This is a genomic window from Polaromonas sp., assembly GCF_030680935.1.
In the GTDB taxonomy this organism is placed as follows: domain Bacteria; phylum Pseudomonadota; class Gammaproteobacteria; order Burkholderiales; family Burkholderiaceae_C; genus Polaromonas.
In genome coordinates this window covers 1-13,979 of record NZ_JAUXUP010000048.1, presented here as the reverse complement: position 1 = coordinate 13,979, position 13,979 = coordinate 1, and the positions used below count along the sequence as shown (strand labels likewise).

Annotated in this window: 16 protein-coding genes; 11 read left to right on the top strand and 5 right to left on the bottom strand. The window is 55.5% G+C overall.

The window, feature by feature from the left end:
* The 7 genes from Q8L50_RS12935 to Q8L50_RS12905 form a co-directional block, all read left to right on the top strand.
* Positions 1 to 580 (top strand): multicopper oxidase domain-containing protein (locus Q8L50_RS12935; RefSeq protein ID WP_305349045.1); only part of this gene is annotated, 580 nt, incomplete at its 5' end.
* A 52-nt stretch (positions 581 to 632) separates the two neighbouring features.
* Positions 633 to 1,127, top strand: coding sequence for a cupredoxin family protein (locus tag Q8L50_RS12930; protein ID WP_305349044.1), 495 nt, complete (start codon positions 633 to 635; stop codon positions 1,125 to 1,127).
* 25 nt (positions 1,128 to 1,152) lie between these two features.
* Entirely contained in the window at positions 1,153 to 1,632 is a 480-nt protein-coding gene (locus Q8L50_RS12925) for a DUF411 domain-containing protein (RefSeq protein WP_305349043.1), read from the top strand.
* Between the two features lie 11 nt (positions 1,633 to 1,643).
* A complete protein-coding gene (locus Q8L50_RS12920; protein ID WP_305349042.1) occupies positions 1,644 to 1,967 on the top strand; it encodes a copper-binding protein in 324 nt (107 codons plus the stop codon).
* A 137-nt stretch (positions 1,968 to 2,104) separates the two neighbouring features.
* Positions 2,105 to 2,854, top strand: coding sequence for an AraC family transcriptional regulator (locus Q8L50_RS12915; RefSeq protein WP_305349041.1), 750 nt, complete (start codon positions 2,105 to 2,107; stop codon positions 2,852 to 2,854).
* A 38-nt stretch (positions 2,855 to 2,892) separates the two neighbouring features.
* On the top strand, positions 2,893 to 3,774 hold the full coding sequence (locus tag Q8L50_RS12910) for a sterol desaturase family protein (RefSeq protein WP_305349040.1): 882 nt from the start codon (positions 2,893 to 2,895) through the stop codon (positions 3,772 to 3,774).
* A gap of 212 nt (positions 3,775 to 3,986) precedes the next feature.
* Positions 3,987 to 4,283, top strand: a complete 297-nt coding sequence (locus Q8L50_RS12905) for a hypothetical protein (RefSeq protein WP_305349039.1) — start codon at positions 3,987 to 3,989, stop codon at positions 4,281 to 4,283.
* A 135-nt stretch (positions 4,284 to 4,418) separates the two neighbouring features.
* Here Q8L50_RS12905 and Q8L50_RS12900 read toward each other — a convergent pair whose 3' ends face one another.
* Entirely contained in the window at positions 4,419 to 4,781 is a 363-nt protein-coding gene (locus tag Q8L50_RS12900; protein WP_305349038.1) for a DUF4148 domain-containing protein, read from the bottom strand.
* 156 nt (positions 4,782 to 4,937) lie between these two features.
* Here Q8L50_RS12900 and Q8L50_RS12895 point away from each other — a divergent pair, with 156 nt between their 5' ends.
* Positions 4,938 to 5,618, top strand: coding sequence for a heavy metal response regulator transcription factor (locus tag Q8L50_RS12895; RefSeq protein WP_305349037.1), 681 nt, complete (start codon positions 4,938 to 4,940; stop codon positions 5,616 to 5,618).
* Positions 5,615 to 7,051: a heavy metal sensor histidine kinase gene (locus Q8L50_RS12890; RefSeq protein ID WP_305349036.1), complete on the top strand. Its 1,437-nt coding sequence runs from the start codon at positions 5,615 to 5,617 to the stop codon at positions 7,049 to 7,051. The genes Q8L50_RS12895 and Q8L50_RS12890 overlap by 4 nt, the downstream gene beginning before the upstream one ends.
* Before the next feature lie 255 nt (positions 7,052 to 7,306).
* On the opposite strand, the gene Q8L50_RS12885 is transcribed toward Q8L50_RS12890, so the two are convergent.
* From Q8L50_RS12885 to Q8L50_RS12870, 4 genes are all read right to left on the bottom strand, one after another.
* Positions 7,307 to 8,131: a trans-aconitate 2-methyltransferase gene (locus Q8L50_RS12885; RefSeq protein WP_305349035.1), complete on the bottom strand. Its 825-nt coding sequence runs from the start codon at positions 8,129 to 8,131 to the stop codon at positions 7,307 to 7,309.
* Between the two features lie 24 nt (positions 8,132 to 8,155).
* Complete coding sequence (locus tag Q8L50_RS12880; protein ID WP_305349034.1) at positions 8,156 to 9,178, bottom strand: porin; 1,023 nt, start codon at positions 9,176 to 9,178, stop codon at positions 8,156 to 8,158.
* Between the two features lie 372 nt (positions 9,179 to 9,550).
* Positions 9,551 to 10,222 carry a heavy metal response regulator transcription factor gene (locus Q8L50_RS12875; protein WP_305349033.1) on the bottom strand — a complete coding sequence of 224 codons (672 nt, stop codon included), beginning with the start codon at positions 10,220 to 10,222 and terminating at the stop codon, positions 9,551 to 9,553.
* A gap of 127 nt (positions 10,223 to 10,349) precedes the next feature.
* The gene (locus Q8L50_RS12870; RefSeq protein ID WP_305349032.1) at positions 10,350 to 11,897 is read right to left on the bottom strand and encodes a hypothetical protein; all 1,548 of its coding nucleotides are present in this window, start codon (positions 11,895 to 11,897) and stop codon (positions 10,350 to 10,352) included.
* Between the two features lie 359 nt (positions 11,898 to 12,256).
* Between Q8L50_RS12870 and Q8L50_RS12865 the strand changes: the two genes are divergently transcribed.
* Both Q8L50_RS12865 and Q8L50_RS12860 read left to right on the top strand, forming a co-directional pair.
* Positions 12,257 to 13,306 (top strand): porin, encoded by a 1,050-nt coding sequence (locus Q8L50_RS12865; RefSeq protein WP_305349031.1) that lies wholly within the window; start codon positions 12,257 to 12,259, stop codon positions 13,304 to 13,306.
* A 268-nt stretch (positions 13,307 to 13,574) separates the two neighbouring features.
* Positions 13,575 to 13,901 carry a hypothetical protein gene (locus Q8L50_RS12860; protein WP_305349030.1) on the top strand — a complete coding sequence of 109 codons (327 nt, stop codon included), beginning with the start codon at positions 13,575 to 13,577 and terminating at the stop codon, positions 13,899 to 13,901.
* Positions 13,902 to 13,979: the final 78 nt, after the last annotated feature.

Here is a 13,979-nt window from a genome sequence, read left to right as displayed (position 1 = left end):
GACCCCAAAATCCACCCGCTGGTACGAGGTCACGACCGACGTCGCTGTAGGCCAGATGCGGCAGATCGAGTTCTTGGCCGATGAGGAAGGTGACTGGGCTTTTCATTGCCACAAGAGCCACCACACCATGAACGCGATGGGTCACGATGTCCCGACCCTGATCGGCGTGGACCATCGCAAGATCGTCAAGGACATCACCAACGTGATTCCCGATTACATGGTGATGGGCGAGCGAGGCATGGCCGACATGGCCGAAATGGACATGCCCCTGCCCGACAACACCGCCAAGATGATGACGGGCGAGGGCCCTTTTGGCTCTGTCGAAATGGGCGGCATGTTCTCGGTGGTCAAGGTACGCAAGAACCAGAAAGCGGGCGACTACAAAGACCCTGGTTGGTATAAGCACCCCGCTGGCGAGATCGCGCATGAATGGACAGGCGCACTGCCCAATCCTGCCCGCTTTGCAGCTGAAGGTGGCAAGACCATGAAAGCCCAGAACATGCCGATGAAAGAAGTCGAAGTCCAGGTCCGCAAGCCAGTCATGGGCGGCAAGGGCAGCATGGGTGGCATGAAGCACTGAACTTACTATTCCCACAAGCACTAGTCCTCAACTCACAAAAAAGGAAATATCCATGAAAACATTGACCTCCGCCTTTTTCGCCGTGCTAATCGCTGGCGCCAGCACCTTTGCAGTCGCACACGGCGACGATGCCCACGCCAAAAAATCCGGCCCTGTCAAAAAAGAGCAAAAGGAATGGGGCATGGCAGGGGAGACCAAAGCCGTCACCCGCACCATCACATTCAATATGTCTGACAACATGCGCTTCACACCCGACAAGATCGACGTCAAGCAGGGCGAAACCATCAAATTCGTGATCAAGAACACGGGCAAGGTCATGCATGAGTTGGTGATTGGCACTAAAAAGGACCTGGATGAACATGCCGCGCTGATGGTCAAGTTTCCCGGCATGGAGCATGAGGAGCCTTATATGGCGCACGTAGGTCCGGGCAAAACAGGAGAGATCATCTGGACCTTCAACAAAGCCGGCACTTTTGACTTTGCCTGCCTGATCGCTGGCCACTATCAAGCCGGTATGGTCGGCAAGATCACGGTGGCCGCCCGCTGACACTTTCCTGCAGAAAGAAAGCTTCATGCAAAGACGCTATGTTCTTCAGTCTCTAGCAGGCCTCACCGCTGCTGCTGCGGGACCGTGGGCGAGGGCGCAATCGCGCCCGCAGGTGGAGGTCTGGAAAGACCCGAATTGTGGCTGTTGCAAGGACTGGGTGGCTCATATGCAAGCCAATGGCTTTGACGTTAAAGTCAACGACAGTGGCATTACCACTGCTCGTACTCGACTGCGTATGCCGGAAAAAATGGGTTCGTGTCACACCGCCAAAGTCGGTCCGTACGTGATTGAAGACCATGTACCTGTCAAGGAGATTCGTCGCCTGCTTAGAGAGAAGCAAGGGGCCATCGGTCTGGCAGTTCCCGGCATGCCGGTCGGCTCACCCGGCATGGACGCCCCGCTTTACCGCGGACGCGTTGATGCCTATGACGTGCGGCTTGTCCTCGAGGATGGCAGCTCGCGCGTTTTCAAATCGTATCCCCGTATTTCTTCTACCCCCTCTTAAAGGAAGTTCTCATGAAAAAACTCAATGTCCTACTGCTCGCGTCCGCCTTGCTGGCTGTTGCGGCGTCTTCTCAAGCAGCCTCGCACGCCGGTGCACCAATGGCAGCTTCCGCCGACATGGCTGATGGCGAGATCCGCAAAGTGGATATGGATAACAAAAAAATCACTATCAAACACGGCGTTATCAAGAGTCTAGATATGCCGGGTATGACGATGGTGTTTCAGGTCAAGGACGCGGCACTTTTGAATAAGGTGAAGGAAGGTGACAAAGTTCGCTTTAGCGCAGAAAAAGCCGGAAGCGCCATTGTGATCACTGACATTCAGCCAGCAAAGTAAGCGCAGGGAGAGATCGGACAGTAGGTTAACCGACCGATCAGGCTACTGGCGATGACCCGCGGTCGTTGAGAGGCTACCCCACGATGATTCCTCGGCACACCTCGACTCCTGTGTTGAGTATCAATCGGGGGTGGGCCATGTATGTAGGGCCGGTCGCCCTGAACCGGGCTCATCAGCATTACGCGCACCAAATCGCATGGTCGCTTGAGACGGAGTTAGTCGCCATCGGCGCGCATGGTCCGGTTCACGGTGCCGGCTACCTGGTATGCAGCGCTGCCGTGCACCGGGTGGAGAGTTCGGCATGGCTGCAGACGATCTATTTGGCTCCTGAAATGCAGGGCACGCAATGGTTAGTAGAGCGCGCGGGTGGCAGTCTTGCTGTGCTTACGCTCCTTGAGGCCAGGCAATTGAGCGCGATCCTGTTGAATTGGCGAGAGCCCCACGCGTCGGACAGAGACGCCCTTGCGAGTCCAGACTCGCCCAATGACGACGTGCGGCTGGCCTTAGTACTAAGGCACCTTGAGCAAGGCCTTCACAGCCCGCTGCGTGCCGTTGAGGTAGCACAATTGGTCCATCTATCGCCATCGCGCTTTTTGCACTGGTTTACTGATTCGTTGGGCTTGCCGTTCCGGGCATATGTGCGCTGGCTTCGCTTACAGGCAGCAGTGCGTAGCCTAGCGCAGGGCGGTAACCTCACCGAGGCCGCACATTTAGCCGGTTTTGCCGACAGCGCTCATTTGAGCCGCACCTTCGTCTCCGCCTTCGGCATCACGCCGAACTCTCTTGCGGAGGTTGAGATCACGGTTAGTGACAACGAGTTTCCCATGCGCCAGATTGCACATGCATTGAACGCAAAGCCGACTGGGAACGCATTCTCAGACAGTTAGCAGGTTTGATCAAGCGTCAACACACTTAGGTGCGGAGAATGGAATATCCAAATTACCTGGAATTGTCCATGCCTTCAGCCGCCCGAGTACTTATTCGCTATGGTTCTTACCCTCTCGTGATGGTCGCTGTAGTGATTGCGGTTGCGGTAGCACCTAGGACCGATATCCCCTTGCTTTGGCTTTCCATGGTCGCTGCGATAGGCCTGTCCGCCATCGCTTTATTGGAGCGCGTATTTTCGTACAAGCCGCAGTGGAAGGAGGCTGACGCCGACTTACCGGCTGATGTCATGCACGCCGTGGTTAACCTGATGGTGATACACATAGCCGTGTTGATGCTTGTCTGGCTGCGCGGTGTCAGCGACTGGCCGGGGCTCTGGTGGCCCCGTGATTGGCCCTTTGTGGGACAGGTTTTCTTGGCAGGACTTCCGTTGGATCTCTCTCTCTATGCCATGCATCGACTGAGTCATCGCTATGAGTTTTTGTGGCGTTTGCATAGCATTCATCACTCATCTCGTCGTCTGTATTGGCTCAACGGAGAACGCCGCCATCCCCTTCACGCTGCGATGATGGCCGGACCGGGACTGTTGGTGTTAAGCCTGATTGGAACACCCGCGCTAGTGGTCGGCGGCTGGTTTTCCATTCTTGCGGTTCATCTTGCTTTCCAGCATGCGAATCTTGACTACCGGGTCGGTTCATTCAGACATGTGCTGGGAGTGGCCCAGCTGCATCGCTGGCATCATCGGCAAAGGTACGAGGACGCTCAGGTTAACTTCGGAGAATTCTGGCTGGTCTGGGATCACTTGTTTGGAACGTTCTTAGATCCTAAGGAGCCGCTGGGTCCCATTGGTGTTGAAGGCAACCCCGTGCCACATGAGTACGCCGAGCAAATGATCTATCCATTCAAACAGAACACGCGTTAAGAAGACCAGGTCTCCCTCGGCTAGGTGATGCGCCGTTTCATTTGCCCGGCGATGATGCAACTGCGCGGAGCATCCTGACATGACAAATTTGTAATCAAGCTGTCAGGGGGTTGCTGCTCTCAGATTATTAAAGTTGCAAATGTGATGCGGAATTCCCACCACAAGACGATTGTTTTTTAACACTGGCACCATGCCGTTTCAGAAAGTTACCAATGAAGAAAATCATATTGGGCACCAGCCTTATTTTTGCGCTTTCCGCAGTTCTCGCAGCCACCGATACGCAGGAAGCCACGCCACTCACTAACAGCCGTTCGCAAGCCCACGGCGAGGCTCACAAAAACGCCCGCCCAGCGATTGCACAAAAGAAGGCAAAGGACGGGTCCACGGCCCGCGGTGAAGGCTCTGGCATTGCAGACGCCAACGCCCCGGAGATCAAAGCTCAGGAAAAAGCGGCAGTCCGAGAAGCGAAACCTCACAAAGAACCCAAAACTCAAGGGACGCCAAAATAGAATTCTGTTGCTAAAGCTACCTGCGAAAGATTCAACGTCATCCGGGTTTATTTCTGAAGTAGCACGCCCGACGAATTCATAAACCAGACGCAAAAAGGGCCGACTATCAGCCGGCCCCTTTTTGCTTCTACTGTATCAGTTGATGTACTGGACTCGGAACAGTTCACGCTCCGTATCAGTCATAGCCAAACTGGGCTTAGGCGTGTTGTGCGCGATGCGGTCGGTATGGACCAGCTTGCCATCCTGAAACGCATAGCTGTGCTGCGGGGGGATGTAACCAACCTCGCCACCTGACAGCGTGCCACCGTCAGCGCTAACTGGGTTCTTGCGAAAAGCCTGGTACTCCTTTTGGACATTTGCACGACTCTTGATACTTTGGACGGCATGGGCTTCAAAGCCCAGTTCGCCGCCGACCCAAGCGCTACCGCTGTTGGCAAAAGCTGCGGGAATGGCTGCACCGGCAAGGGCCAGGGCAAATACGGTTTTACGAAACAACATGATCAAACTCCTTTAATATCGATTGCAAGGTGTGGTTTCAACATTTGGAACCACTGCGATGCAAACTCTGCATCACAGTTGTTAATGTAGATATCTCGCTGCGACGCCTCCCTGACCCAGAGATTACGAATCCGTTATGTACGACCAAGGCTTGTTTTGAAAATTCTCGTGATTGAAGATGAACCCAAGGCTGCCGACTACCTGCGCAAAGGTCTGACGGAAAACGGTTACGTGGTTGAAGTGGCCCACAATGGCACCGACGGGCTGCATGCGGCCGCCAACGGCGATCATGACCTTGTGGTCCTGGACGTTATGCTGCCGGGCATTGATGGATTTGCCGTTCTTTCGGCCATGCGTACATTTAGGGAGGTTCCCGTTCTAATCCTCACCGCCCGTGGCAATACCGACGACAAGGTGCGTGGCTTCGATCTCGGTGCAGACGATTATTTAGTCAAACCGTTTCAATTTCCGGAGTTGCTTGCCCGGGTGAAGGCTCTGCTTAAACGCGGCCAGCCTGCGGCTGTGGAGCAGGTGCTGCGCACGGCCGACCTGGAAATCGACCCGGTACGTCACCGCGCTACCCGGGCTGGCCAGCGTATTGACCTGTCAGCCAAGGAGTTTGCCCTGTTGACCCTTTTGGCTCAGAGGACGGGAGATGTGCTGTCTAGAACTCAAATCGCTTCCTTGGTCTGGGATATTCACTTCGATTCGGACACCAACGTGGTGGAAGTGGCGATACGACGATTGCGCGCCAAGATCGACGACCCATTCGAAGAGAAATTGATTCATACCGTGCGCGGCGTGGGTTACGTCTTAGAACGCCGAGACGGGTTATGACACAGGGTTGGCGTTTTCGCTATTGGTCCAGAAATTCACTGGCCACGCGCATTGCATTGGCCAGCGCCTTTTTTGGTTTCCTGACGACTGGCTGCGCGATTGTTGCCGGATTTTATGCGCTGTCACATCAGCTTGATGCACGTTCAACCGCAGAACTGCTGGGCAAACGTGATCTCCTAATGCATGTGTTGTCCGAGATACCGTCACTCGAAGCCGTCAGCCCGAACAGACACCGTTTCGGCGATTTGCTGATAGGTCACGACGACCTGCACCTCGCGCTGGCAGACACCGCCAGTGGAAAAATCCTGACCAGTTTTTCGCCGATCGCAACACAATCCACGTCTGCACCTGATACCTTCCCGGTCAGTTCGTCGTCCATTCAGTCATGGACGACGGCAACCGGCGATCGGCTGAGTACGATTCGCGGAAGTAGCCCGGTTGCCAACGGGATGACTGTTCAGTATTACCTGTCGCTGGATAGAAGGCACGACCGCCGTCTATTGGGGGGATTTATCAAGACAACCGTGGTGGGCTGGCCTCTATTACTGCTCGTCGTCGCCCTAGGTGCCTGGCTCAATGCGCGTACCAGTCTGGCGCCGTTACGGCACTTCCATCGGCTCGCGGCCTCCATCGGGGCAAAGTCGCTTAGTCAGCGAATATCTTCCTCCGGCCTGCCACCAGAACTGTACGAACTCGCAGAAGAGTTCAACCGCATGCTGGAGCGAATTAACTCAGGCTACCGGCGGTTACAGGATTTCTCGGGTGAACTCGCCCATGAAATGCGCACGCCGATTGCGACACTAATGGGTAGAACGCAGGTTGCGCTATCCCGCCCCCGCACAAGTGCTGAGTTTCGGGAGGTCTTGGAAGGCGACGTCGAAGAACTCGAACGCCTGTCTCGCTTGATCTCCGATATGCTTTTCATTGCCCGCGCCGATCACAATGAGGACCCGTTGAATCACGAGCGGGTGGAACTTGCCCAGGAGGCCCGCCGGGTTGCCGACTACTTGTCGCTGATCGCAGACGAACGAGGTTTGGCCGTGGAGGTGGCGGGTACAGCCATCGTCATGGCTGATCGTCTGTTGGTGGACCGCGCAATCACCAACCTCGTATCCAATGCGATACGCCATGCTATGACTGAATCGAAGATACATGTGGCGATCAGCGCAGAGGATAACAGTGTCACGCTGGCGGTGACAAACCACGGTGATGCGATTCCGCCCCAACATTTGGAGCGAATTTTCGACCGCTTTTATCGTGTGGACTCCGGGCGCTCACGCCTGGACGGTGGTACAGGGCTGGGTTTGGCTATTGTGCGTTCCATCATGGTTGCCCACGGGGGGCAGGTTAAAGCGCGGAGTTCGGCAGACGGCGAAACGACATTCACGCTGATATTTCGGGCAACTGGTGCCAGCCCTTCTGAGCCGCCTTGAAATCTTAGACCATGTTTCTCATATCTATCGACCCCTCGCCCACCAAAACTCTGAACACCGGCTCTCTTTTTTGTCTTACATAGTAGCAATGACACGAATGAACTACGAAAACCACCAATAGAACCGCAGGTGTCGAATGCTCTATCGAGACTTTTATAAATCACGATGGAAAACTAATTACCGTTCGGGCTGAGTCCGTCGAAGGGCTTCGACAGACTCAGCCCGACCGGTGGAGTGTCATTAATTACGAGAGTATTAATCGATAAAACCTTTCTGACAAAAAATGATGTAGTGTCGGCACAATAGTGAGCGGAACGGATAAATTGCGCGCTGCTCCCTCCAAGGAATTCGTGAACGACTTAAGTTCATATAGAGAAACTGAATGGGATAGACGAGAAGAGCTAAAGGCAACATCAACCAGTCCTTGGGAAGCAATGATACATACTGCACTTCTCGAATTCGAAAACCTGCGTCTTGAAGGATCCTGAGCATGTTGTGAATTGGAATGACCTTCCAGCTCCCTTGGCGCAAAGTAACAAACAAGTGGTACTGCCTGACTTTTCCGAGACAAAAATATGAGATCCGGTCGCGGATAGCCACAACGTTGTCGTTGGTAACGACGAATTGACCACCATCCCTCAAGTGCGTGTGGCAACTCTCAAAAAATTGGAGCGTATTGTCAAACTCCATTACCCCGCTGACTGAAAATATGTAGTCAAACTTATTTCCCGGGAAGACAGTAAAGGGGCGGCTGGCGTCTACTGATGAAAATTCGCCAGAAGCCAATGCTTCTGGCTTCTTCAAGTCGCATCCTCGGACGTCAGCTCCAGGAAAAAATCGGCGCAAGGACGAAATCAACTCGCCCGACCCGCAAGGGATATCGAGCATGGTGCTGCTCGTCAAGTTCTGGCGCGATTTGAGCAAATGCTCGATGATCGCTCTGTGAACCCCTCGGCAGGTCATTCCCCTTGGCACTGAATTTGTTCTTTGATTTTTTGACATACGATTGAAGGTGTCACGTGAGCGCCATCCATTGAATGAACGGATTTCGCTGCCCTGGGCAATTAGTGCCGAAGTCATATCGACAGCTCCGGAGAATCGGAATCAGAACCTGTGTCGAATGCCCGTGGCCAAGCTGGAGCCGCTATTAAATGTCGTGATGCGATCACGCATGGCAATCACGTAGACATCGGTTCTTCTGGACAGGTTGTAGTCGTAGCCCAGCGAGAGCGTGTTGCGCGTATTGCCTGCGACCACTCGTGTCCTGGCCAAGCCAGCCAGAATCTTGCCGCTGCCAAGCGGGCTGGCTAAGCCCAGCGAATAGGACTTGGCTCGCGTCGTGGAAATAGCCGCCTTACTCTGTCCGTACGTTGCGAACGCTTTGACGGCCGTGAAGTCGTATGAGCCGCCCAGCATCCAGTCCGTCCTAGTGTCGCCCAGCGCGAAGGCGACCGGCACGGGATTGGTCACCTGATTTCTCTCATAGTAGGCGCCCAGTGCCATAGGGCCGCTGAAATACAGCGCGTTGACGCCAACATTCTTCTTGCCGGATTGCCCGGCGATCTCCCCGAACTGATAGTGCAGATTCGTACGCAAGCCGCCGATATCCGGCGTGCTGTAGATCGCCTGGTTGCTCCAGCCCGTGTCGGAAGGCGTGGTAGCGCCCCAGCCGGTTCCATTAAACAGGGGGACGTTCTTGTGAACCACGAGCGGCGAAAACGTGAAGGAGTCGCCAAAGGGATTCAGGACGACAGTGGGCAGGAAGTTGGGCGCCAGCCCGCGCCCGAGTGTCAGGCTGCCGAACCCGCCCGACAGGCCGACAGTGGCTTCGCGCGAGAAGAAGGTATCGCCGGCAAAGCGCCCCTGCATGCCCGTATCAGCGCGCAAAAAAGAGGACAGCGCGAAATTCGCCTTCAGGCCACCACCCAGGTCTTCCGAACCCTTTACACCGAACCACGAAGTGGTCAAACCGCCACTGTTGACAACACTGGTACGCCGGGCATCGCCGGCCATCTGCATCCGTCCTGCGTAGACGTCGACAGCGCCAGCGAGTTGCACCGTGCTCTGCGCAGATGCAACGGTGATAACACCAACAGCGCACAGCGCGCCGATCAAGAGTTTTTTCATGGGTTTACCTTTTTCACCAAAAACAATGTCCGCCGAAGACCCGACTATGGTCACTCTAGGAGACACGCACCATGAAACCGAAGCGTCATGTCTTTTGCCAGGGACTTCGCTTGCGATGCCCTATATGTTTTTCACAAAACCGTATTGGCAATCCAACATCAGGCGGCTTTTCTTCTTACGGTAAACGGGGCTTCGCGCTGCGGCGATTCTTGGGCGTGACTGGTAGAAAATTCACCATACTCAACTTGTTGGCAGTGTGAAAAGTAAGTTCTAAAGGGCGATCAAGTAATAGTGCCTGGTGGCGTGATGGTCAAAAACGTCCACGAACATCGAAATATCCAAGCCAGGCCAAAGTCTGCGCAGCAGTACCGTCTATACCCGCGTCTCCATGACATACCCTACGCCTCGAACCGTGTGCAGCAGCTTCACTGGGAACGGGTCGTCGATTTTTTGGCGCAGCCGCCTGACTGCGACATCAACTACGTTGGAGTCACAATCAAAATTCATATCCCATATCTGCTCAGCCACAATGGTTCGAGACTGAACTTGTCCTTGCCGACGAAGAAAAAGAGCGAGCAGCTTGAAGTCCTGAGCTGACAAGTCCAGCCGTGTTCCTGAGCGAGTGGCCCTGTGCTTGACCAGGTCCAGCTGAAGGTCGCCAAGCCGTAAGACGGCCAGGTCTTGAGCGTGCCCCCTTCGCAGCAGAGCCTGAACGCGCGCCAGCAGTTCCGGCAAAGCAACCGGCTTGACCACATAGTCGTCGGCCCCCATGTTGAGACCCATGACTCGGTCCTCCACCGAATCGCGCGCCGTCAACAAAATAATCGGAAAACCTCTCCTTTCGCGCACTTCATGCAGAACACCAAAGCCATCAATTCCAGGAAGCATGATATCCAGCAGCATGAGGTCGTAGCCTCCCTCCAGAGCCATATGTTTTCCCTCAATTCCGTCGCGTGCGATGTCGACAACATACCCGATTTCAACCAACGCCCGCTTGATATGGTCTGCAAATTTGGCTTCATCCTCGACTATCAGAATTCGCATACTGCTCAATGTGTAGACTTGCAGATCGCCAGGTAGCGCCGTCACTCACCGACATGAAGCACTGGGCAGAAGCCGGAAGCAACGGTCGACGTTTGTACGAGAAGTCTCGTGGCCGCCAACGGGAAAATCATCCGGCGAGCGCCAGATGAAGGGTGTGCCTCGCGCGGAAGGCCCACTTTGGACCCACCCGAAAAGAATCGAGCACGGTCGACTTGGCCGTGGCGAAGAACATTGACTCCTGCAGGTTATGACGTTCAAACGCCCTTCGCTGGTTGAGCGATCGGCGTCGCAAGTCGCCTTCTGAGTCACTGCCACTTCGCTGCGATCGCCCGAAGAGCGTTACAGCGCGTTCGAGGTCGGCCAAGGCTGCGTCGCTCAATGCCGGAATGGCACGCGGAGCCGCCAGGCGAATTTGTACGATGAAGGGATTGGGGCCCACGACCAGGCCCCATGGCCTTTTCCCCTCTGCGGGGTCTACCGCCAGGGCCTCCAGTTTGGTTAGCCCGAAATGCCTGGCCAAACGCAGCCGCGTGGCCAACCAGGGATCGGAACGATCCAGCTCCTCCATAGCGATCTTGGCTTCCCCGTCGCTGCCTGATACAGGCAGCACCAGGGAGTTCAACAGCTGCTTTGCATGGAGGTCACCCTGCCGTTCGGCGCGATAAAGCCAACAAATTGCCTGTTCGGACTCCGTGATCGAGCCGGATTCGCGCAGCATCAAGGCGCCAAGCTTGCGCTGCGCCTCCGCCTGCCCGCGTTCTGCGGCCTTTTCAAGAAAGAACCTGGCCATTTGGGGGTTGGCGACAGAACACCGATGGTCCGAATTCAACCTGTACAAATGCAGCCATGCCGCATCCCGACCGGCGTCAGCTGCCCGCAGCAGCAGCGCGGTGCCCTTGCGGAGATTCGAACTTTCGGCGAGGCTCGAAGGTTGAAAAGATCCACAGGAGATCCCGGACAGCGCGCGTCCAAGCGTGTAGGTCGCATCAAGGTTCCCCTGCCCGTTTTGCATCTCCAGGCTTGCCTGAACGAATTCAACCGGCATGCCTTGCAGTGATTCCCCGGTATGTTCTGCCATTTGCACCATGGCAACAACGAGTTCGGATATTGCGATCGTCGGTTTTGACATCAGTGTGGTCGCAGCGTGCACACAAAGCCGCAAGCGAGCAAGGTCTCCCGCAGCCTGAGCTTCCCGCGCTGCGAACTCGGCAATGGCATAGCCGTTCGCCTTTTTGTGGTCCGTCAGCAAGCGCAAAATTCTCGGTAGGCGTTCACTGTCGCCGACTGACTCGCAGATAGCCAGCGCGCTGGCCGCACACGCCTCGCCCGCAGCAGCGCGCGCGAAATACGCTACAGCGTCTGCTTCTCTCCCGGTATGGGTTAACAGGTAGGTGCCGAACTTCAACTGCGCTAATGCGTTGCCGGTAAGCGCCGCCTTGCGGAGGGATTCTTGCTGCCCCAAAAGCAGCAACTCGTCCAGGGACAGGCACTCTGCAATAAGAATGTATGCGCCGGGTAGGTCGCAAACACTGGGATGGGTGAGATAGTCAATACCCGTTAGCGGGTGCTTCGGAAAACCCTCCATACCCAGCAAATAGCGACGGCCGACCTCCATACGCGCGCCAATGTCGCCGTTTCTGGCGAGAACTCTGAGTTGAATGTCTTGCCTTCGCATGTTTGTCCTTTTGTTGTGTTGCCGATGGAACGAGTAGCGAGCTGTTTCCCCCGTTGGCCTTGCGCGCCGGGGTCGTACTTGTTGCAGGGAGAGTAAAAGTTCAACACCAACAAGAAGATTGCTGAAACATTGCAGAGCTGCAATGTTTCAGCCGTTGTGGACGTTCGTTCTGCCGTCTTTCACTCCCTTGTTGCAATTGCGAAACAGGGGCGCTCTGTTTATTGGGGGGTATGCATGCAGTGGCCATCCCTTTGCGAAACTGAGAGTGCCCACAAGCACCGTTTTTCCTAAAGTGACTTTCGTGGTGTGCTCACATTGAGGCACTACTAACTTCAATCAATCAAAGGATCAGGAACACTATGAAGCACATCGCAACAGCAGCGGCATTGCTTGCCCTAGCGGCGGGTACGGCCAGCGCACAATCTTCAGTGACGCTCTTTGGCATCGTCGATGTCAACCTCCGCAACGTAAGCAACAGCGGTGTTGGTAGCAACTCCACGCTGAACAACAATGGCCTTTCCAGTAGCCGCTTTGGCTTCCGTGGCGTGGAAGATCTGGGCGGCGGCCTGAAGGCTGGTTTCTGGCTTGAGTCGGATATCAACCCAGACACCGGTACTACAAACAACGGCAACGGTAAACTCTTCGCCCGCCGATCAACGTTGAGCCTGATGGGCAACTTTGGTGAGATTCGACTTGGCCGCGACCTCACGCCATCTGGCGCGTTCACTTACGTTTTCGATCCGTTCGGCGTTATCGGTGTCGGTGGCTCGGCAAACATCGCGCGCTACAGCGGTCAAGCGACATTCTTTCGCGCTGACAACGCGATCAGTTACTTTCTGCCTAACTTGGGTGGTGTTTACGGCCAAGCGATGGTCGGGCTCGATGAAGGTGTGAACCCTTCCGCACCTGGAACTGGAGCTGATCGGTTTGCCCGTGCGTACACTGGCGGACGCCTAGGTTATGCGAATGGTCCTATCGATGTCGCCGTCTCTTACGGCTCTACAAAGGTGGATACCACCGGCGGAAAGTTCAAAACAACGGGTATAGGCGCTTCATACGACTTTGGCGTAGCCAAGCTGATGACCCACTACTACAGCGACAAGCTGCTGGCTCTGAAGGAAAACCGCTTCCTGCTCGGTGTGTCCGTTCCACTCGGTGCACATGAGCTCCGCGCGTCATACGTGCGCTCGGACGCAACTGGTGGCACTGCCGCGTACAACGCAAGCGATGCAAACCAGCTGGCTTTGGGCTACGTGCACAACCTTTCCAAGCGCACCGCAATGTACGGCACAGCCTCCCGTATCTCGAACAAGGGTGGGGCAACCTTTGCTATCGCGGGCGGCAATCCAGGAATCACGGCAGGCGGCAAGTCTTCTGGCTACGAGCTGGGCTTGCGGCACAGCTTTTGATGGTGGCGGGTGCTCACCCCTCAGGGGTGACACCCGCGGCGAAGTCCCGGTTGCGCCGGGACGCACACCAGGACCAGATGTGAAATGCCCCGCTTATGCGGGGCATTTTTTTGGGTGCCTATGCCAGGGATGACAAACATGTAATGTGGAGGCCAGAGTTCTGTCGGGGTTCCGCTTCTAAAGTTCATTGCATGCCGGTCGATATGCCGGCACACCGACGCAAAGGATGGTCCTCCGCGCGGTGCCTGTGCCTCAAAAGGAAGTCATCATGTCTACTCAAAAACTTGCGCTTATCGCCGCCTTTACGGTCTTGTCTAACGCACCGCTGGTCGCATACTCAGAAGTCATTCACTCCGTCAATACAGAAATGGGCTACGTCTCTCACCCCGATCATGCCAACCCAAGGCCTCGTACAGAGGTGCGGGCAGAGTTGGAAACTGCCATGAAATCTCCCCGATGGGATTTCTGGGCACGTTTGGGCGTACCCATGCCGACACCCTCGACCGGGACGAGCAAGTCGCGCGAGCAAGTGCGCAATGAAGCGAGAACGGCCAATCAGGCAGGTCTGATTCCACGTGGCGAGTTCTCCTACTGAACTTCCCGGGCTACTGCGGAATACGAATACCCACGCGTGTCATGCCGTCAGCGCTTTCGCAGAAGGCTTGGCCTCCGT